The following is a 21605-nucleotide window of genomic DNA, read 5'->3' as shown; positions in this document are numbered from 1 at the left end:
ATCTCTAGTTATTATTTGCCCATCCTCCAAAACTTCCCACCGACGGCGCTTTGCATGCAACATGACGCGCTGATTGCGTATGGGAAAATCCTGAATAACAACTTCTGAGAAGAATCCTTTAGAGTGAGCTTTCTTATGTTGATGTTCTACTGGAATGCTATTCTTTTCCGCCAGGTATATGTGAATACCTTCTTTGTCCTGATTTGAATCTATTAAGTCAAAATACTCTAATATTCCCGCTGGTAACAGCAATTCTACAAGTTTGCGAAAGTTCTGATCCACATGCTTTATTGGCTAATCCAATGCAAAAAAACTATTTTTATATTAATCCCCCAATTATTCAACTTGATCCTGAGAATAATGCGAAGGATAATGAAAGAATAATTCAAAAAAAATGGGAATAATCAAGCAGCTTTTTCGCTTAATTATTCCCATCTTTTTTTGTGCGGTGAGGGAGGGATTCGAACCCTCGGTACAGTTTAACCCGTACGACGGTTTAGCAAACCGTTCCTTTCGGCCACTCAGGCACCTCACCTTATTTCCCTGAAGGGGTTGCAAAGATAATTAAAGTTTTAAATTCTCCAAAAGCATTTTAATTTTTTTTTGAGGGGCACGCAAAGGGGCAAAGAAGCAAAGCTCGCAAAGGATTTTTTTTAAGAAAAGTAAGAAAGTAAAGGAAAATTTTAGATAGAAAAAGGGCTTAAAAAAGCAAAGGGAGCAAAGATCATGTTAATCTTCGCTCCCTTTGCTTTCTTATTTTTCTTAAAAAAAATCCTTTGCGAGCTTTGCTTCTTTGCCCCTTTGCGTGAAACTTCGCGTGAAACTACATCGCCGCGAGTTGCACTTTTTGTTGCAGTTCGATTACGCTGTCGCGGAAGTTATTATCGGTATCCATCAGGTCTTTCACTGTCTGGCAGCTATGGATCACGGTAGTGTGATCGCGGCCTCCAAAGTGTTCGCCGATGGTTTTTAATGAGTTTTTGGTGAACGATTTGGCGAGGTACATCGTAATCTGGCGGGCTTGTACAATTTCTCTCTTACGTGTTTTCTGTAATAACTTATCATAAGGTACATCGAAATATTCGCAGACCATTTTCTGAATGCTCTCGATCGTAATTTCTTTGGAAGATGTTTTAACAAACGACTTCAGTACACGCTTGGCCAGTTCAAGGTCAATTTCCTTGCGGTTAAGGGACGACTGGGCTAACAGGGAAATAAGAGCCCCTTCCAGTTCACGAACGTTCGACTGGATATTATAAGCTACATACTTTACAACCTCTTTAGGCATTTCCAGGCCATCGTTGCGCATTTTCATTTCCAGGATCTCCATCCGGGTCTCGAAATCGGGTACCTGTATATCGGCGCTCAAGCCCCAGCGGAAACGGCTTAATAATCTTTCCTGCACGCCATCCAGGTCTTTCGGCGCTTTATCTGATGTCAGGATCAGTTGTTTGCCTGATTGATGAAGATGGTTGAATATCGCAAAGAAAGCATCCTGTGTTTTTTCGGCCCGGGCAAAGAATTGAATATCATCTACGATCAGGACATCTATCAATTGATAGAAATGAATAAAATCGTTGATAATATTATTTTTTGAGTGGTCGATAAACTGGTTGATAAACTTTTCAGCACTTACATAAAGTACGGCTTTGTTAGGATGTATACGTTTTACATCATTGCCCACTGCCTGTGCCAAATGCGTCTTCCCTAGCCCTACGCCTCCATAGATTACTAACGGGTTAAACGAGGTTCCTCCAGGTTTTTCTGCCACTGTTTTGCCGGCGCGACGCGCCACTCTGTTACTGTCACCTTCTACATACGCATCAAACGTATAGTTTGGATTCAATTGTGAGTCGATCTGTACACGTTTGATACCAGGGATCACAAAGGGGTTCTTAACCGGGTTATGGATGGTTAAGGGGAAATCTACTTCATTGTCTTTCTGAGGTTTCGCAAACTGCGTAGGCATGTTTACGGTTTTGGGATGTTGATGTGGTGTACCATTCTCTACTACAATGCGATACTCCAACCTGGCTTCTTTACCTAATTCTCTTTTAATTGTTTTCCCTAACAATCCCACATAGTGCTCTTCCAAATATTCATAAAAGAATTGGCTGGGGACCTGGATGGTTAAAACATTGTTTTCAAGTTTAATGGGTTTAATTGGTTCAAACCATGTCTTAAACGGCTGCCATTCAACTATATCCCTAATTATATTAAGACACTTTTCCCAAACTTGTTCGCAAGTTTTATTCATTGAGATAAAAAAAATTAGTTGTTTCTTAATTAAGGATGCTTAGTTCTCGAATTCCTAATTCTCCAACCAGGATGTTGAAAAATTTTCAGACAGGACGACGAATATCTGTAGAAAATGTTGAAAAAAAAAATTTATCTACCCTTGTTTATATTCCCCCAATTACAGTATCCCTAAACTCCTTTTTATTAGCATTAACACACGCTCATTCCCGCTACCATAAAGGATTTCATTAAATCAATCCTCCTTGATACACAAGCTATTTACCATCGTTATTCGCCCTTTTACTTAAAATATGGTTACATAACTGATAAAATAACATCGCAGATACCTCCTTTGCAAAAGATTGTTCACTTTCGTAAGTTGAGATATTCACACTTTTCCTGAAGAGGGTGCAAAACTATGTTAGTATCTCCATTTAAAAAAATGGTTTTATGAGTAATAACAATCAAACATTTTTTTTATATCCGCGCGCCCGGTTATCTTTAAAAATATTTTGCTCACGCCTGCACTAAACCTTATCTTTGATCCTTCTGAATTAAAATAATTTTTCTATGAGTTTTGAAATTACCGGAAAGCTGATTGTGAAGTACAATACGGTACAACGTAGCGAAACTTTTAAAACAAGAGAATTCGTTATCGAAAAGTCTGACGACATTAATGGCCGTGTTATCAACAACTATATTAAATTCCAGTCGGTACAGGATCGTACTGGTATCGTTGACCGGTTCAATGAGGGAGAGAACGTTAAAGTTTATTTCAATATCAAAGGTACCAGATGGGAAAAAGACGGGAAAGTGAACTATATCACCAACCTGGATGCCTGGCGTATGGAATCTGTAATGGCCGCTCCTGCTCCAGGAACCGATCCAATGCCGAATTACAGCACTCCTTCCATGCCTTCAGCCGGCGACCCTGGCGATGACCTTCCTTTCTAATATTCACGCAGAGACGCAGAGAAGTTTTGGATTGAAGCGAATTTTAAGACCGCAAAGGAGCGAAAATTGTGTTTTGTTATAACATAATCTTCGCTCCTTTGCGGTCTTAAAATTCGCTTCAATCCAAAACTTCTCTGCGCCTCTGCGTGCTACCTTCCCTGCGAGCAATAACAATATTTTAGGATAAACACCTAACATGATCCAGCAACTGTCTATCAAACTGTTACCTGCCCACGCAAGTAACCATACATATATCCTACAAGCCGCCGCTAATGAACTGCAGGTCAAACCAACAGACATTACTGGCTTCAACCTGCTGAAACGCTCCATCGACGCAAGATCCAGGCAGGTATACTTCATCCTTACCATACAGGTGTTCGTCAACGAACCCTACACAGAAAGACAATACCTCCAATTCAATTATTCCCCGCTTCCACCAAACGCTCCCCGTGTTATCATAGTAGGAGCCGGACCAGCAGGCCTCTTTGCCGCATTACGCCTCATAGAGGCCGGTATAAAACCTGTTATACTGGAACGCGGAAAAGATGTGCGCTCCCGGCGCCGCGACCTGGCCGCACTCAATAAAACCGGTATCGTCAACCCCGACTCCAACTACTGCTTCGGTGAAGGTGGCGCAGGCACCTACTCCGACGGCAAACTATACACCCGCTCCAACAAACGCGGGGATATCAACCGCATTCTCAACATCTTTGTACACTTCGGCGCCGATGAAAAGATCATGATCGACGCTCACCCCCATATCGGCACCAACAAACTCCCTCATATCATCACTGCAATGAGAGAGCAAATTATCAACTGCGGAGGCGAAGTACATTTCGAACAAAAAGTTACCGACATCCTCATCGCCGGCAACACCGTAACCGGCGTACAAACCGCTACCGGCGAAGTCTTCAGCGCTCCCCAGGTGATCCTGGCAACCGGCCACTCGGCCCGCGATATTTTTGCACTCCTGCACAGGAAAAAGATCCTCATAGAAGCCAAACCCTTTGCCCTGGGCGTCAGGATAGAACATCCGCAGGAAATCATCGACAGCGCGCAATACCACTGCGATGCAAGAGGCGAATACCTTCCTCCCGCCAGTTACAGCCTGGTAGAACAGGTCGAAGGACGGGGCGTTTTCTCTTTCTGCATGTGCCCCGGAGGTATTATCGCTCCTGCATCCACCGACCCCGGAGAACTGGTAGTGAACGGCTGGTCGCCTTCCAAAAGGAATAACCCTTTCGCCAACTCCGGTATGGTTGTAACGGTAGATGAAACAGATTTCGCTCCCTTCGCCAAACATGGCCCCCTGGCCGCCATGTACTTCCAGCAGCAGGTCGAAAGAAAAGCGTTTCAGACGGGAGGCGGACAATTTGTTGCTCCCGCACAAAGAATGACCGACTTCGTACAGAAAAAAATATCTGCCACCCTGCCCGAATGTTCTTACCTGCCGGGCATTACATCCGCCGATCTGCGACAGGTGCTCCCCGCTTCCGTACACAAACGCCTGGGGCCCGCGCTGAAAGCCTTCGGCCGGAAAATGAAAGGCTATTATACAGACCAGGCAGTACTGGTTGCTACCGAATCACGCACCTCTTCTCCGGTAAGGATACCGCGCAGCAACGAAACACTCGAACATCCGCAGGTAGCTGGCCTGTATCCCTGCGCCGAAGGCGCCGGGTATGCCGGAGGTATTGTATCCGCCGCCATGGACGGGGAAAGGATAGCCGCTGTCATAGCACTAAAACTAAAAGGAGCCTGAAACCGGTGATTATACCGGATTTATTCCTAATTTCCGGTATGAACCTACTCGAAGTCAGACATCTTAAAAAGTATTACGAAACGCATAAAGCCGTTGATGATATTTCCTTCAACATCGCTGCAGGAAGCATCTTCGGCTTGCTGGGCCCTAATGGCGCCGGAAAAACAACCCTGCTGCGCATGTTAACCGGCATATTTTACCCAGATGAAGGGGAAATACTTTTCAACGGCCAGCGATTCAATCCGCAACACCATATCCAGCACATTGGCTATATGCCTGAAGAACGCGGACTTTACAAGAAAATGAAAGTAGGAGAGCAAACCCTCTACCTCGCACAACTGAAAGGCCTCAGTAAAAAAGAAGCCACCGAAAAAGTAAAGTACTGGTTCGGGAAATTCGACATCCATTCCTGGTACCATAAACGGGTGGACGAACTGAGTAAAGGCATGCAGCAAAAGGTGCAGTTCATTTCTACTATATTACATCAGCCACGGCTGCTGATCCTCGACGAACCCTTTACAGGTCTGGACCCTATCAACTCTGAACTGATCAAGCAGGAAATATTCGAGTTAAGCCAGCAGGGAACTACCATCATATTTTCTACTCACCGCATGGAACAGGTAGAAGAAATATGCGACCATATCATGCTGGTCAACAAAGGCAAGAAAGTACTCGACGGGGCAGTTACCGACATCAAGCAAAACTTCAAACAAGGCCTGTTCAAGGTTGGCTTGGGCGTTATGCCTAACCCCGCTCAAATGGCCACCTGGCACTTCGATATCATACAAACACATGATAAGGCCTTTACGGTGAAACTGAATGAAGATAGCAGCACTAACGATATCCTCCTTCATTTTATCAGGCAGGATATTCCTGTTATCTATTTTGAAGAAATATTACCATCTATCACTGAAGTGTTTATACAACAGGTGAAACAAACGGAGAGCGCCAATGCGCCCCAACCTATTCCTGCAACTCCAGAAACTGATTTATGAAGAAGATAAGCTTAATTATAAAAAGAGAATTTTTCACGCGCATACGGAAGAAATCTTTTCTTGTTACCACCCTGCTGGTACCGCTGGCGTTTATGGCGATGATCATCGTACCTATCCTCTTAAGCACCAGCGGCAACGGTAAAAAAAGGATCGCGGTGATTGACCAGAGCGGCCTGTTTGAAAACAAGTTTGCAGATAACCAGGAGGTCTACTTCAAATTCCTGCCAGACCAGTCTTTCGACAGCCTGAAAAACAAATACGAAAGCATGGGCTACCAGGGGATCTTATACATCCCGAAATTCGATATCGAACGCCCTAATGGTTTTGAGTTCTACAGCAATGGGCAAGCCAACATGCAACTGGAACACGAGATCAATAAACGGATCAACGAGGTTATTGAAAATAAGAGGCTGGAAGAACAGGGCCTCGATCCCGCTAAGCTAAAGGAGATCAGGTCGGAAGCTGAAGTGAATTTCAGGAGCGGGAAAGACGAGAAAAAAGGCAATTCTGCTGTTGCCTATGCAGTAGGCTTTGGCAGCGGGTTTATCATCTACATTGTACTGCTCATCTTCGGCACTACGGTAATGCGTGGCGTAATGGAAGAAAAAGTAAGCCGTATTGCGGAAGTGATGATTTCCAGCGTTAAACCGTTCGAGCTCATGATGGGAAAAATAGTAGGTATTGCGGCTGTAGGACTTTTACAGTTCCTGATCTGGGGAATACTGATCACGGCGCTCAACCTGGTGCTTCCTTTATTTGTTTCACCGGAAAGCATGCAGGCAGCATCACAGGGAGCATCCACTTTAAGCCAGGCGGAAACGGCGCAAATGGTACATAAGGTACAGGACGTAATGGGCAGCATCCAATGGAACCTCTTAATTCCCTGCTTTATAGTATACTTCCTGGGGGGTTACCTGTTCTATTCGTCTTTGTTTGCTGCTATTGGCAGTCTTGCGAATGAAGACCTTAACGATATTCAACAATTAAGCATCCCTATCACTGTGCCGATCATCATTGGTATTATGATCATGATGAAGGCGGTGCAGGACCCTGAAAGTCCTTTGGCTGTCTGGGGTTCTATCGTTCCGTTCACTTCTCCTATGGTGATGATGGCCAGGATCCCTTATGGCGTGCCGGGCACCGTGCCTTACTGGCAATTGGGTTTATCGATGGTGTTGCTGATCGGGGGATTCATTGCTTCTACCTGGGTAGCAGGAAGGATCTATCGCACAGGTATCCTGTTGTATGGTAAGAAGATAACGCTAAAGGAAGCCTTTAAATGGGTAGTAAAAAATAATTGATGAAAGAAGGGACTTCGCTTAACCGGCAAAGTCCCTTAGTTTTTTTATAGTGGCGATGCATTCCTGCCAGATATCGGCAACTACTTCGGCTGCCGGTTTTATTTCATTGATCAAAGCGCTCACCTGGCCTATTTCCAGTTCTCCTTCTTCCAGGTTCCCTTCAAACATACCAGCTTTAGCTCTTGCGCGCCCTAAAAGTATTTTTAAAGCTTCTGCATCGGCCCCGTTGTTTTCTGCAGTATGCACGGCGTTGAAAAAAGCGTTCTTTAATAACCTTACCGGCGTTAGTTTCTTCAGGCTTAACATGGTATCGCCTTCTTTTGCATTTACCACCGCCTGTTTGAAATTGATATGGGAAGAGGCTTCCGGGGTAGCTACAAAACGGCTGCCTACCTGTACGCCTTCTGCACCTAACGCCAAAGCTGCTGCCATGGCTTTACCTGTGGCAATCCCGCCCGCTGCGATCACTGGTATCTTTACCTGCGCTGTAACTGCAGGGATCAGTACCATAGTAGTCGTTTCTTCTCTTCCATTGTGGCCTCCTGCTTCGAAACCCTCTGCCACTACGGCGTCTACACCGGCGGCTTCACTCTTCAGCGCAAAAGCGGTACTGGAAACCACGTGCACTACTTTAACCCCTGCGGCTTTCAGAACGCCTGTCCAGGTTTTCGGGTTGCCGGCAGAAGTGAATACTATAGGCACTTTCTCATCAAGGATGATCTGTACTAACTGGTCAATATCCGGGTACAATAAAGGAAGGTTTACTCCAAATGGCTTGCTGGTAGCCTGTTTACACTGCCGGATATGATAACGCAATACGTCGGGGTACATGCTTCCGGCCCCGATTATTCCTAAGCCGCCGGCTTCGCTGACAGCGCTGGCCAGCCGCCATCCGCTTGCCCAGATCATCCCGGCCTGGATAATGGGATATTGGATATTGAACAAAGTAGTAATACGATTCTCCATACCAACGAATATAGGAAAAGTAACTTATCCCAGGTCGATCTCGGTATTGTCGCCGATATTCAGGCTTTGGCTAAGCCCGCGGATGTTGGCATCGCTTCCTATGAGTGAAGATTTAAGCACTACTTCGTACAGGTTGCTGAAAGATCCGATGATGGAATCCTTTACTATGGAATAGTTGATCACTGTATTATCTCCGATGGCTACATTAGGCCCGATGATGGAGTTCTTGATATTGCATCCTTCTCCTATGCTTACAGGAGGGATAATGATAGTATTTTCATATGGCAATACAGGATTGCTTGCCAGTTTATATTTCTTCAGCAGGATAGCGTTGGTTTCCAGCAACGTATCTTTACGGCCGCAGTCGAACCAGTTGGATACTTTAAAGCCATTGAAACGTACGCCATGTTGTATCATACATTCCAGGGCGTCTGTCAGCTGAAATTCGTCGTGCGATTTTACCTGGTTCTCTATATTGCTTTGCAGGCATTCGAACAGTTGCCTGCTTTCTTTGATCTTATAAACGCCTACCAGGGCGAGGTTCGACTTAGGGATCTGCGGTTTTTCCACTACCCTTGTAATATTGCCTTCCTCGTCCAGTTCTGCTACTCCGAAATTACGCGGGTCGTCTACTTTCTTTAAACCCAGCATGGAATATGGCGAAGCGATCAACGCTCTGAAATCTGTTTCTACAATGGTATCGCCCAGCACGATCAGCATTTCGTCATCGCCCACTACATCGCGGGTTAGCGACAAAGCATGCCCTGTTCCTTCGCGGCTGTTTTGTTGTACAAAATAGCAGGTTAATTGCGGGTATTTCTTTTCAACATAATGCTGGATCTTCTCGCCTAAGTATCCTACTACGAAAACAAATTCTGTGATACCTGCATCTACCAACTGGTCAACGATAATGCTGAGAATGGTTCTGCCGGCTAAAGGTATTAATGCTTTGGGCTGTGTATAAGTATGTGGACGTAGCTTGGTGCCTGCCCCTGCCACTGGTATTATTGCCTTCATCTAGTATTGTCGTTAGGATTATAATTGCTCCCCGAATGCGGCGAAATTAGGACAAATTAAGAAGATTTGAGGATTTTGGGTTAAAAGGGGTATTTAAGCCTTTGTAAAATCCCTGATTGCATTTGATCCGGCAATACTCTATTTTTGCAGCAAATTTTAGGCAACATGCAAAGAGACCAGCAAATATTTGATTTAATCGGCCAGGAACTGCAGCGTCAGCGTCATGGCATTGAATTGATTGCATCCGAGAACTTTACCAGTTTGCAAGTTATGCAGGCAATGGGTAATGTCATGACCAATAAATACGCCGAAGGCTATCCTGGTAGAAGATATTATGCAGGCTGCGAAATCGTGGACCAAAGCGAGCAGTTAGCAATTGATAGGGCTAAACAAATATTTGGTGCTGCATACGTCAATGTACAACCTCACTCCGGCGCACAGGCCAACGCAGCGGTAATGCTGGCGATCCTACAACCCGGCGATAAAATATTAGGACTGGACCTGAGCATGGGCGGTCACCTTACTCACGGTTCCGCTGTTAACTACTCCGGTAAACTGTATCAACCGCACTTCTATGGCGTAAATAAAGAAACAGGATTAGTGGAGTATGATAAAATGGAAGAAATAGCGAATCGCGAAAAACCAAAACTGATCGTTTGTGGCGCATCCGCTTACAGCCGCGACTGGGACTACAAACGTATCCGCCAGATCGCAGACCAGGTTGGCGCTTTCGTATTGGCCGATATCGCACACCCGGCAGGTCTCATCGCAAAAGGTTTGCTGAACTCTCCGTTCGCTCATTGCCATTTCGTAACTACCACTACCCACAAAACACTGCGTGGACCCCGTGGCGGTATGATCATGATGGGCGCCGATTTTGAAAATCCATTCGGCCTGAAAACTCCGAAAGGCGAGATCCGGATGATGAGTTCCCTCATCGATACAGCCGTTTTCCCTGGTATCCAGGGCGGACCACTGGAACACGTAATTGCCGCTAAAGCAGTTTCCTTCTTCGAGATCCTGTCCGACGACTATACAGTATACGCTAACCAGATACTGAAAAATGCCCAGGCAATGGCTAAGAGCTTTGTTGATAAAGGCTACCAGATCATCTCCGGCGGTACAGACAACCACCTGATGCTGATCGATCTCCGCAACAAGAACATCTCCGGTAAAAAAGCTGAACAGGTGCTGGTACAGGCAGATATCACCGCTAACAAGAACATGGTGCCGTTCGATGATAAATCTGCATTTATCACTTCCGGTATTCGTTTAGGCGTTCCTGCTATCACTACCCGCGGCCTGAAAGAAGAACATATGGGCCAGATCGTTGATTGGGTTGATCAGTTGCTGATGGATGCCGACAACGAAACCCTTATCAAAGGCATCAGGGGAGAAGTGAATAACTTCATGAAACAATTCCCGCTGTACCCTGAACTGGGCTAATTTCCGCAGAACGGCAAAACAGATCATAAGCGTAAAGGCTTTCAAATACGAGCGGAGGCGACTTTCATAGTCGTCTCCGCTCTTTTATTTACATAAACCTCTCTTTTTATCCTGTTTGAAAATTTATTTGGCGGTTTCAAAAAGATCAGTACTTTTACAGTGTACTAGTTAAGTAGTACACTAAATCGCTAAATATGATAAATATTCAATCCCTTACATTTAGCTACCGTAAAAACAAGCCATTGTTCCAAAATCTCAACCTGCGCCTGGAAGCAGGCCATGTATATGGACTTTTAGGCAAGAACGGTGCGGGCAAATCCACTCTTTTGAAACAGATAGCCGGGCTCATATTCCCTGACCAGGGCTTCTGCGAGGTTAACGGGCATATCAGCGCTAAAAGGCAGCCTTCTTTCCTGCAGGATATTTTCCTGGTACCGGAAGAATTTTACCTGCCCGGCATCAAAGTGCAAACCTATGTAAGTATTTACGCCCCCTTCTATCCGAACTTTGATCATAATACTTTCTTCGCTTACCTGAAAGAATTCAACATCCCTGATGGACAGAACCTGACGGAAATGTCGTACGGTCAGAAAAAGAAAGTACTGATCAGCTTTGCGCTTGCTACCAATACGAAGGTGCTGATCATGGACGAGCCTACGAACGGCCTGGATATCCCCTCCAAAAGCCAGTTCAGGAAGCTGATCGCTTCTGCGCTGAGCGACGATAAATGCATCATCATTTCCACGCACCAGGTGAGAGATCTTGATAACCTTATAGACAGTATTGTAATTATAGATAATCACCAGATCGTATTTAAAGAAGACGTTCAAACAGTAACGGATAAACTCAGCTTTAAAACGGTGAACAGGCTGGAAGATATTGGTACTGTACTATTTGCGGATAGTTCCATCAAGGGGCACCATGTTATTACCCCTAATAACGGCTACGATCACAGCAAAGTGGATATGGAACTGCTGTTCAATGCTGTTCTCACAAACCAGAAACCCATCCAGGAAATCTTTAATTAAAATTATTCCATGTATACTAATAATTTCTTCCAACCTGTACGCATGTGGCTTTACCTGAAGAAACATGTTACAGAGCGCCTCAAAAACTATATACTGGGCGCGCTGGCAGCGGCAGGCGCAATAGTTATCCTGATTTTTTTCGCTGTATTTGTAACGAGATCAAGTTTTCATTCAGTCAGCAACATTATTCCCTTTTACTATATAGGACTAATACTGGGCGGGGCGCTGGTTACCAGCCGCGCTTTCAGTGAGTTGGGCAACAAAGAGAAAGGTATAGACTTCCTGATGCTGCCGGCCTCCCAGTTCGAAAAATTCCTCACGGTATTTCTTTTCACAACGGTAGGTTACCTTATCATTTACCATATCGGATGGTTCCTCACGCTTGGTCTTATAGATGTTGTACAGGCAATGAAGTATAAAGACATAAAACTGGCCAGGGATTACGAGTACCTTTCCAATTACCGGTACTATTGGTATGTAGGCTATTTCTTCCTTCAATCGGTTCTCCTGTTGGGAAGTACCTACTTCCAGAAAAACACCCTGATCAAAACAATTCCTTCCATGATATTGGTATTGGTTGTGATCGGACTTGTTCATTGTTTCCTTATTCTATGCCTGTTTGGGGTAGATGGAGATTTCTATAAAAGAACATTGCCTTTTGTAATGGTAGGCAAGCAAATATACGGGCCTTATAATTCCAGCTATACGGAGATTTACATGATCCCCACCTGGCTGCAGGATACCTACCTGTTCATCGTTAAATATTTACTTTCTCCCTGCATACTGGTAATAAGTTATTTCAGGTTAAAGGATAAAGAAATTTAAACTCATTGCGCCATGGAATTCAAAGATACACAAGCCATATACCTGCAGATAGCAGATTACATCTGCGAACAGGTATTGCTCAATAAGTGGCCCCCGGAAGAGCGCATCCCATCAGTCAGGGAACTGGCGGTAGCATTGGAAGTAAATCCCAATACCGTAATGCGCACCTGTGAACTACTGCAGCAACAGGAGATCATTCAGAATAAAAGAGGAATAGGTTATTTTATCAGTCCTGATGCTGTAAAAAAGATCAGGGAATACAAAAAAGAAGCGTTCATTAACAACGAACTCCCCAGCTTCTTCAGGAACCTTTACCTGCTCGGTATCACACTCGATGAGCTAAAACCGCACTTCGAGAAATTTAAAAAATCAAAGTTCAACGGACATGAAAACTAGTAATAAACTACTCATAGCTTTTGGCGGTTGGATATTTGCAATGCTGCTCTTCTCTGCAATTGTTCTGAGAGTCAACTATAGCAAAGGGATTACCAATACCCATAAAAGAGCTCCCGAGGAAGCTATAAAAATAGCTACCCTGCAACCATTTAGAGTACTGGTATTGAACGGCGAAGGAGCAAGCCAGGAACGAGTGCATATCCAGCATTCAGACGAGTACGGTATAGCCGGTATAAACAAGGAACAATACCAGGTAAAGGGAGATACGTTGTTCATTCGCATAGCCGGTAATTCCAACGGCACTTTATTATGCCCAGCTATTGAAACAATTGAAGCGCATAATACCAACTGGGATATCTCCATGAGCGACTTTAAAGACCTTCCGCAGTTATCGTTCAGCTCCACCGCAGCAGGCTTCGCCAGGATCTATAATTCAGAGATCAGGTCCCTGAAATTTTCGGGAGCCCAGCAAACTTCCCTGGAAGTAGGAGAAGACTGCAAGATCGATTCTGCCGACATCACCATACAAAAACATGGCAACCTGTATTTCAGGCCAGGCAACAAGTATGCGGATATTAAAGTAGATAGCCTGAACGAACTGCAGATCAGCGGCGAGGCACTAAAATCTATCAAAACAATTAAATAACATAAGCAATAAATCATCACAACAGCGGGAAGTTATCTAACCTCCCGCTTTTTTTATCTCCCCTTACCGCTATTCTTCAACGCTGGATAAGTTCAATGAAACTATCCGGCGTTTTATTTCCCCGCTGCATCAGCAGATTCAAAGCCGATCATTATCCTCTTAACTATTTAAAATAAATTTATATATCTTCAACCTTCAAACATAAATCTTAACAAATCCCTATGATGGTAAGTAAAAGGTTTCCCCTTGTATTATTGTTATTGTTTTCCCTGGGCATTGCCTTCTTTGCATGCCAGAAAGAAGAATCTTCCGAACAGGAGGGACCAGGCCCCAATCCTCCAGGTACTATAGAAATGACCAAATCCAGCGTTCAGGGCAGGGTTTTAGATGAAAAACAGGAGCCGGTGAAAGATGCTGATGTATTTTTCGGATCAGAAAAAAGTACTACAGATATTAATGGCTATTTCAAGTTCGATAATGTAAACGTGCCGAAAAATACGGCATTGGTCCTGGTCCGGAAAACCGGTTACTTCAATGGCAGCCGTACTTTCCTTGCCAGCGCCAACAGCCTGAAATACGTTCAGATACAATTGCTGCCTAAAACAGAAGCAGGAAAATTTGATGCAACGGCAGGCGGACAAGTAGCTGTTCCCAACTGCCAGCTTATATTCCAGCCTAAACAGGTACTGAACGGCAATAACGAACCGTATACAGGAAAGGTAAGCGTATTGTTAAACCTTATAAATCCTGAAGACAGCAGGTTTGCTGATATTCAGCCCGGGGCGCTTAGAGGAACCAATAAAGATGGGAAGGAAGTAGGCTTGTTATCGTACGGCATGCTGGGCGCCGAACTTAAAGGCGCAAACGGAGAAGAGCTGCATATCGACAGCAACTCTACCGTCACGATCCGGTACACGATCCCTTCTTCGTTAGTGGCAACTGCACCTGCTACCATGCCGCTCTGGTATTTTAATGAGAAAACCGGTTTATGGCAGGAAGAAGGCCAGGCTACGAGGGTAGGCTCTTATTATATAGGAACCGTGAAACACTTCTCTTTCTGGAACCTCGATTACCCTTTTGCACAGGCCAGGATAAAGATCCGCTTTACTGATAATACAGGCGTTCCGCTGCAAAGCACCCAGGTATCATTAAAAGCAACCAATGGCCAGGTCGGATTCGCATATACCGACGATAAAGGCGTAGTGGAAGGAATTGTGCCTGCCGACCAGGCGCTGACGCTGAAAGTAATAGGCCAATGCCAGAATACCCTCTATACTCACCCTCAGCCAATCGGCCCGCTGGGTAAGGATACAGACCTGGGCGATATTGCCATTAATGTAACTGCGCCTATGTTGACGGTTACCGGCAAAATAACTGACTGTAATAACAATGTCCTGAAAAATGTATTCGTATCTGCAAAGATCGATGGCAGAACATACAGGGCTTATAGCGGGGATGACGGGAAATATACTATCTCTGTTATACGCTGCAATGATACTCCTTCCAAACTTGAAATATCCGCAATAGACCCGGCTACCAATAACGGCAATACAGCGGAAAAAACAGTTACTATCAATGCAGAAAATATAGACGTCACCGTTTGCCAGACGGCTGCTCAATTTGTAAATATCGATTTCGACGGAAGCAAGTTTACATTCGGAGAACAGGATAGCACAGCGGTTTCCTATACTATCTACAGCGTCGGCAACCATTTCCTGTCGTTCGATGTTGCCAGGACTAATTACAGCGAATATCTGGAATGGAGACTGCGTTCCAACCAGGCTTTCGTTCCGGGCACCTACACCCTGGAGCAGTCTTTTAGCATGCGTTTCAAAGGAAATGACTACTTTAATGTTGAAGGCACCTGTACGATCACCAAGATAGGCAGCCAAAGAGGAGATCTCGTTGAAGGAAGCATCAGCGGAACTGTATGTAAAGACAGCCTCTGCACACAACGCCTGCCGTTTTCAGGCACATTCAGGCTTCCGATGAATTCAGTACCTTAATTCAACTATATCTGCCATAAAAAAACGCTGCTTTCCGGGCAGCGTTTTTTTATATTTAAGACTGTTGAATTAAAACCGTGTCGCCAGGTAGGCCATAGTTCCCATACCAATTTCAATAGCGCGTTCGTCTACATCAAAAGTTGGAGTATGCACGCCAGACGTAATACCTTTGGCTGCGTTACCTGTACCTAACCTGAAGAAACAGGCGGGAATAACCTGCGAATAGAATGCGAAATCTTCTGCTCCCATCCTGATCTCTGTATCGCCTACATTCTCAGGCCCCAGGTATTCTGTTGCCAATTCAATTGCTTTGTTCGTAACAGCTTCGTTGTTATCGAGAACAGGATATCCTACCAGTATCTCTACATCAATTTCGGCTCCCATAGCTTCGGCGATGCCGATAGCCTGTTTGCGGATCAGTTCATGGGCTTTAAAACGCCATGTTTCGTCCATAGCCCTGAATGTACCCATCAGTTTCACTTCACTGGGGATCACATTGGTAGTGAAGCCACCGTTAAATGCACAGATAGACAATACAGAAGGAGAGAAAGGATTGTTGTTGCGGGAGATGATCTGTTGTAAACTTACCACAAGCTGGGAAGCTACCAATATGGTATCAACAGTTAAATGAGGCTGAGCGGCATGCCCGCCTTTCCCTTTTACTGTAATATAGATCTCGTCGGCGCTTGCCATGTATTTACCGGCATGAAATCCCAGTTTCCCTACTTCCAGGGAAGGGTGCACATGAAGTCCGAGTATGGCGTCGGGCTTCGGATTTTCGAGGGCACCTTCTGCTATCATGATACTGGCGCCTCCCGGGTGTTTTTCTTCTCCCGGCTGGAACAATACTTTAATAGTACCTTCCAGTTCATCTTTCAACTCGTTCAATATTTTAACAGCTCCCAGTACGCATGAAGTATGTACATCGTGCCCGCAGGCGTGCATAACGCCTTCGTTGGTAGATTTATAGGGAACGTTATTCGCTTCTGTAATTGGCAATGCGTCGATATCTGCACGTAATGCAATGGTTTTGGAAGAAGGATTCTTTCCTTCTATCAACGCGATGATGCCGGTACCGGCAATACCAGCTTTAAAATTAACGCCGTATTCTTTCAGCTTCTGCTGTATAAAGGCGGTAGTATTATATTCCTGGAAAGATAATTCCGGGTGTGAATGCAAGTGGTGTCTGACAGCTATTAACTCAGGTGCATATGCCTTGGCTAATTCCTTAATACGGTTCTTCATTCGATAGTTCTTTGTCTGGAGTCACGTTAATAATAGCCGGCACTACGAATACGCCGCCGGAGAAGAGATCGGATAATTTATCCCTCAACTCTGCAGCTTCGTCTCTTGTCTTAAAATCACCAACGCGAACTTTAAAATAGGGAGATTGATAATCGAGATAGGTACGGTAATCCGGGAACAGCTGCATCACTTTTGCCTTTGCTTCGTTAGCGTCTCCGCGTTTATTGGTAGAAATCACCTGTACACGGAACCCTGACTGGTTACGGATAGCCAGGTTATTGATGTAGATCTGTTTCCTGATCAGCACATCTAAACGGCTGTCTTTAATCACTCTCACGTTCCCATTCGTTGCTGTTTCATTATCCTGCGCCATGGCCAGGCCACTGATCAATAAACAGCCTACCAGGATGAATAACTTTTGCATGAATACTGTATAATTAATAAAATGAATAATCTGGTTATGCGGTTGCTTCCTGCGCCTCTTTAGCAATATTAACACTGGCACTTGCCCCTATCCTGGTAGCTCCGGCGTCTATCAGCTCTTTGGCAAAAGCATAAGTACGGATACCGCCGGATGCCTTGATCTGTATGTTTTCAGGCAGGTTGGCCCTCATTAACTTTACAGCTTCAACAGTTGCTCCTCTCTCTGCATAGCCGGTAGACGTTTTCATGAAATCTACCCCGTACTTGCTATATAACTGGCAGCATTTAACGATCTCGTCTTCCAATAATATGCCACTTTCTATAATTATCTTAATCACCTTCTTCTTTTCACGTACAATGTACATGATGTTGGCGATTTCTTTTTCCAAATATTCCCAATCGTTATTCTTGATAGCAGAGATGTTGATCACCAGGTCCAGTTCATCTGCCCCGTCTACGATTGCCAGTACTGTTTCTGCCACTTTCGCCTCGATGGCGGAGTAGCCGAAGGGAAATCCGATCACTGTGGCTATTTTGGTATTGGTAGCTCCAAGGAACTGCGAGGCTATCTTAACATACAAAGGAGGTACGCAGGCGGCGGCAAAATCATATTCCACGCATTCCATGCATAACTTTTTCACATCTTCTAGTGTAGTAGTAGGTTTCAGAACGGTGTGGTCGATGTATCTGTTGATGTTCATAGCAGCAAAAATAAAGAAATTAGGCCGGATGGCCGACCGCCCCAATAAAAAATGGACCGCAACCCCTATATGACAGGGAAATTGCGATCCATTAATAATATACAGATCAATGATTACGATGCTGTATTAAGCATCTTTACCATGACATTGTTTGTATTTTTTACCGCTACCGCAAGGGCAAAGGTCATTACGTCCGATCTTCGGACCCTGGTGCCTGATAGGTTCTGATTTCACCTCTTCTGCAACCGGGGCATGGCCGTTAGACTGGGCCGCCGGTGCGTCCATGTCTTCATGCGTAGCGCGCATACGGCTCATGTCTGTTCTTTCTTCATGGCCTTCGCGGATTTCAGGAGCCGCCTCTGATGAGCGGGTTCTCATTGGGATACCGCATTTGGTCAGGAAGGAAACGATGTCGCGGCTGGTTTCGCCGTCCATGCTCTTGAACAGGTTGAATGCTTCGAACTTATAGATCAGCAACGGATCTTTTTGTTCGTACACGGCGCTCTGAACAGATTGTTTCAGATCGTCCATTGCTCTCAGGTGCTCTTTCCAGGCCTCGTCGATCAATGCCAGCGTTATGCTGCGTTCCAGGGCATTTTTGGTTTCCTGTCCTTGTGTTTCCACTACTTTCTGCAGGTTAGCCAGTACGTTCACCCCTTTCTTGCCATCGGTAAATGGAATAGAAATGTTTTCGATATGATGTCCCTGCTCTTTGTAGATATTTTCTATTGCAGGCAGGGTTTGAGAGATCAGGTCGTTGATCTTGCGCTGGTAGTTCTCTTTACCTTCATGATACAGTTTGGAGGCTGTAGCCTGCAGGTCGCCTTTGGCCAGTTCTTCAGGTGTGATGCTGGTTTCGATAGAGAAGTTCATGATCACATCCATTTTGAATGCTTCATAATCCCCGCTTTCACGGTGTGTAGTCACCAGGCTTTCCGCTACATCATAGAAGGCGTTATCGATATCAATTGCCAGTCTTTCCCCGAACAATGCGTGGTTACGTTTAGCATAGATCACTGTACGTTGTTTGTTCATCACATCGTCGTATTCCAGCAAACGTTTACGGATACCGAAGTTATTTTCTTCTACTTTCTTCTGTGCTCTTTCGATGGATTTGGTGATCATGCTGTGCTGGATCACTTCTCCTTCTTTATACCCCATGCGGTCCATCAGCCCGGCTATCCTTTCGGAACCGAACATACGCATCAGGTCATCTTCCAGGGAAACGAAGAACTGGGAAGTACCAGGATCGCCCTGCCTACCGGCACGACCACGTAACTGCCTGTCTACACGGCGGCTTTCGTGTCTTTCGGTACCGATAATAGCCAGACCGCCGGCTTCTTTCACGCCAGGTCCGAGCTTGATATCCGTACCCCTACCGGCCATGTTGGTGGCGATGGTAACGGCGCCCGGCAAACCGGCTTCCGCTACGATCTGTGCTTCACGGGCGTGTTGCTTAGCGTTCAATACATTATGAGGTACTTTTTCGAAGGTCAGCATTTTGCTGAGCAATTCAGAAACCTCTACGGAGGTAGTACCTACCAGTACGGGGCGGCCTTTTGCTTTCAGCTGCTTGATCTCTTCGATCACCGCTTTATATTTATCGCGTTTGGTCTTATAAACCAGGTCTTCTGCGTCGATACGGGAAATCGGGAGGTTGGTAGGGATAGTTACCACATCCAGTTTGTAGATCTCCCAGAACTCGCCCGCTTCTGTAGAAGCTGTACCGGTCATACCAGCCAGCTTGTGATACATACGGAAGTAGTTCTGTAAAGTAATGGTTGCAAAGGTTTGGGTAGCAGCTTCCACTTTTACGTTTTCCTTCGCTTCTATCGCCTGGTGCAGGCCATCAGAATAACGGCGGCCATCCAGGATACGACCTGTCTGTTCGTCTACGATCTTTACTTTACCGTCCATTACCACATATTCCACGTCTTTATCAAAGAGGGTATATGCTTTCAGTAATTGCTGGATGGAGTGGATACGATCTGATTTTGCTGCAAATTCCTGCAACAGCATATCCTTGCGTTGCAGTTTTTCTTCAGGAGAAACTGACAGTTTTTCAATTTCTGCCAATTCTGTTCCCACATCCGGCAGGATGAAGAAGTTAGGATCTTCGCCGCCTTGGGTGATCAGGTGAATACCTTTTTCGGTAAGGTCTACGCTGTTATTTTTTTCGTCGATAGAGAAATATAAACCTTCGTCTACTTTCGGCATTTCGCGTTGCTGGTCTGCCAGGTAGTAGTTTTCAGCTTTCTGGAGCAAAACCCTGTGACCGGGTTCGCTGAGGTATTTGATCAGGGCGCTGTTCTTTGGCAAACCTCTCCAGGCGCGCATCAGGGCCAGGCCACCGGTTTTAGGATCGTCTTTCCCTTCGGCGATCAGTTTCTTAGCTTCCTGCAGGTATTGGTTGGTAGCTTTTTTCTGCATTTCTACCAGGTACTCGATACGTGGCTTCAGGACATGGAATTCCTGTTCTTCACCGCGGGGGATAGGACCAGAAATGATCAATGGGGTACGGGCGTCATCCACCAATACGCTATCCACCTCATCGACCATTGCGAAGTGGTGTTTGCGTTGTACCATTTCATCCGGGCTATGCACCATGTTATCGCGGAGGTAGTCGAAGCCGAATTCGTTGTTGGTACCGTAGGTAATATCTGCCAGGTAAGCGTTGCGACGTTCAGGAGTATTGGGTTGATGTTTGTCGATACAGTCAACCGTGATGTCGAGGAACTCGAATAATGGACCGTTCCATTCAGAGTCACGGCGTGCCAGGTAGTCGTTCACAGTTACGATGTGAACGCCTTGCCCTGCCAGTGCATTCAGGTAAGCAGGCAAGGTAGAAACAAGGGTTTTACCTTCACCCGTAGCCATTTCGGCGATCTTACCCTGGTGCAGTACGGTACCGCCTATGAGCTGTACATCGTAGTGTACCATGTTCCAGGTAACAAGGTTACCGGCTGCGTTCCAGCTGTTTTTCCAGATGGCCTTATCTCCGTCGATTGTTACATAATCTTTTACTACAGCCAGTTGCCTGTCGAGATTGGTAGCAGTGGCGGTAATAGTAGGGTTCTGGGAGAAGCGGCGGGCAGTTTCTTTAACAACGGCAAAAGCTTCGGGCAGTATTTCTTTTAATACTACTTCCAGTTGCTTGTCGCGGTCTTTTTTCAGGGAATCTATTTCCTGGTATATAGTATCTTTAACTGTAACGTCTTCCTCTGTATCAGCAGTTTGCTGTTTTTCAGCAATTTCTTTATCTATAGTTGCAAGGTGAGCTGCAATACGTGCGCGAAAATCCTGGGTTTTGTGGCGCAATTCATCGATAGGAAGGGATTGCAGTTTTTCGTACTCTTCATTGATCTTCTGCACCACTGGAGTGATAGCTTTAATATCTCTCTCAGACTTATTCCCTCCAAATAGCTTTGATAAAAAACCTAACATGTTAAATGTTTAATTACGAATAACGATTTTAATTTCTTGTAACCTAATCCCTTCCAGGCCAAAACCAGTTGGTTTAACTCGCTGTTCAGATAGCCTGTGGCACAGTGGCGGCGGGCTTATTAGTTGGATAGATGACATCCAGGTTACTCAAATATTGTGCTTGTAAAGACAGACTGTCAAGGTGTCAGTTCTTGAGCTGCTCGGCAAGGCCT

General features: G+C 45.3%; 18 protein-coding genes and 1 tRNA gene. 10 read left to right on the top strand and 9 right to left on the bottom strand.

Annotated features, from left to right (window positions below; all coding sequences use genetic code 11):
- The 3 genes from BLV62_RS28595 to dnaA form a co-directional block, all read right to left on the bottom strand.
- The coding region (locus BLV62_RS28595) for an ISAon1 family transposase N-terminal region protein (RefSeq protein WP_089762590.1) at positions 1-282 on the bottom strand (282 nt) is incomplete at its 3' end.
- 164 nt (positions 283-446) lie between these two features.
- A tRNA-Ser gene (locus BLV62_RS14040) sits at positions 447-535 on the bottom strand.
- A 288-nt stretch (positions 536-823) separates the two neighbouring features.
- Positions 824-2257, bottom strand: coding sequence for a chromosomal replication initiator protein DnaA (dnaA, locus tag BLV62_RS14035; protein ID WP_089762589.1), 1434 nt, complete (start codon positions 2255-2257; stop codon positions 824-826).
- 551 nt (positions 2258-2808) lie between these two features.
- Here dnaA and BLV62_RS14030 point away from each other — a divergent pair.
- From BLV62_RS14030 to BLV62_RS14010, 4 genes are all read left to right on the top strand, one after another.
- The gene (locus BLV62_RS14030; protein WP_089762588.1) at positions 2809-3192 is read left to right on the top strand and encodes a DUF3127 domain-containing protein; all 384 of its coding nucleotides are present in this window, start codon (positions 2809-2811) and stop codon (positions 3190-3192) included.
- Positions 3193-3388: 196 nt separating this feature from the next.
- The gene (locus tag BLV62_RS14020; RefSeq protein WP_089762586.1) at positions 3389-4954 is read left to right on the top strand and encodes an NAD(P)/FAD-dependent oxidoreductase; all 1566 of its coding nucleotides are present in this window, start codon (positions 3389-3391) and stop codon (positions 4952-4954) included.
- Between the two features lie 38 nt (positions 4955-4992).
- The gene (locus BLV62_RS14015) at positions 4993-5949 is read left to right on the top strand and encodes an ABC transporter ATP-binding protein (RefSeq protein WP_089762585.1); all 957 of its coding nucleotides are present in this window, start codon (positions 4993-4995) and stop codon (positions 5947-5949) included.
- Positions 5946-7250 carry an ABC transporter permease gene (locus BLV62_RS14010; protein ID WP_089762584.1) on the top strand — a complete coding sequence of 435 codons (1305 nt, stop codon included), beginning with the start codon at positions 5946-5948 and terminating at the stop codon, positions 7248-7250. The genes BLV62_RS14015 and BLV62_RS14010 overlap by 4 nt, the downstream gene beginning before the upstream one ends.
- An 18-nt stretch (positions 7251-7268) precedes the next feature.
- Here the strand turns inward: BLV62_RS14010 and BLV62_RS14005 are convergent, their stop codons facing one another.
- Together BLV62_RS14005 and BLV62_RS14000 are read right to left on the bottom strand one after the other, a co-directional pair.
- Entirely contained in the window at positions 7269-8216 is a 948-nt protein-coding gene (locus BLV62_RS14005) for an NAD(P)H-dependent flavin oxidoreductase (RefSeq protein WP_089762583.1), read from the bottom strand.
- A gap of 24 nt (positions 8217-8240) precedes the next feature.
- Positions 8241-9233 (bottom strand): sugar phosphate nucleotidyltransferase, encoded by a 993-nt coding sequence (locus BLV62_RS14000; protein WP_089762582.1) that lies wholly within the window; start codon positions 9231-9233, stop codon positions 8241-8243.
- A 165-nt stretch (positions 9234-9398) separates the two neighbouring features.
- On the opposite strand from BLV62_RS14000, the gene BLV62_RS13995 reads away from it, so the two are divergent.
- The 6 genes from BLV62_RS13995 (at position 9399) to BLV62_RS13970 (ending at position 15580) form a co-directional block, all read left to right on the top strand.
- Positions 9399-10679: a serine hydroxymethyltransferase gene (locus BLV62_RS13995; RefSeq protein WP_089762581.1), complete on the top strand. Its 1281-nt coding sequence runs from the start codon at positions 9399-9401 to the stop codon at positions 10677-10679.
- A gap of 194 nt (positions 10680-10873) precedes the next feature.
- Positions 10874-11707 carry an ABC transporter ATP-binding protein gene (locus tag BLV62_RS13990; RefSeq protein WP_089762580.1) on the top strand — a complete coding sequence of 278 codons (834 nt, stop codon included), beginning with the start codon at positions 10874-10876 and terminating at the stop codon, positions 11705-11707.
- A gap of 9 nt (positions 11708-11716) precedes the next feature.
- A complete protein-coding gene (locus BLV62_RS13985) occupies positions 11717-12532 on the top strand; it encodes a hypothetical protein (RefSeq protein ID WP_089762579.1) in 816 nt (271 codons plus the stop codon).
- Between the two features lie 12 nt (positions 12533-12544).
- Positions 12545-12928, top strand: coding sequence for a GntR family transcriptional regulator (locus BLV62_RS13980; RefSeq protein ID WP_089762578.1), 384 nt, complete (start codon positions 12545-12547; stop codon positions 12926-12928).
- Complete coding sequence (locus tag BLV62_RS13975; protein ID WP_139170164.1) at positions 12918-13574, top strand: hypothetical protein; 657 nt, start codon at positions 12918-12920, stop codon at positions 13572-13574. Before BLV62_RS13980 ends, BLV62_RS13975 begins: the two co-directional genes overlap by 11 nt.
- Before the next feature lie 221 nt (positions 13575-13795).
- A complete protein-coding gene (locus BLV62_RS13970) occupies positions 13796-15580 on the top strand; it encodes a peptidase associated/transthyretin-like domain-containing protein (RefSeq protein WP_089762576.1) in 1785 nt (594 codons plus the stop codon).
- Between the two features lie 69 nt (positions 15581-15649).
- On the opposite strand, the gene BLV62_RS13965 is transcribed toward BLV62_RS13970, so the two are convergent.
- From BLV62_RS13965 to secA, 4 genes are all read right to left on the bottom strand, one after another.
- A complete protein-coding gene (locus BLV62_RS13965; RefSeq protein WP_089762575.1) occupies positions 15650-16825 on the bottom strand; it encodes a M20 metallopeptidase family protein in 1176 nt (391 codons plus the stop codon).
- A complete protein-coding gene (locus BLV62_RS13960) occupies positions 16809-17249 on the bottom strand; it encodes an SPOR domain-containing protein (RefSeq protein ID WP_089762574.1) in 441 nt (146 codons plus the stop codon). The genes BLV62_RS13965 and BLV62_RS13960 overlap by 17 nt, the downstream gene beginning before the upstream one ends.
- 34 nt (positions 17250-17283) lie before the next feature.
- Positions 17284-17949: a deoxyribose-phosphate aldolase gene (deoC, locus tag BLV62_RS13955; protein ID WP_089762573.1), complete on the bottom strand. Its 666-nt coding sequence runs from the start codon at positions 17947-17949 to the stop codon at positions 17284-17286.
- A 126-nt stretch (positions 17950-18075) separates the two neighbouring features.
- Complete coding sequence (gene secA, locus BLV62_RS13950) at positions 18076-21393, bottom strand: preprotein translocase subunit SecA (protein ID WP_089762572.1); 3318 nt, start codon at positions 21391-21393, stop codon at positions 18076-18078.
- Positions 21394-21605 lie beyond the last annotated feature (212 nt).

Origin of the sequence: Chitinophaga terrae (ex Kim and Jung 2007), from assembly GCF_900107795.1 — a bacterium.
GTDB lineage: Bacteria > Bacteroidota > Bacteroidia > Chitinophagales > Chitinophagaceae > Chitinophaga > Chitinophaga terrae.
Note: the sequence above shows the minus strand (reverse complement) of the source record. Positions and strands in the feature narration are given on the sequence as shown.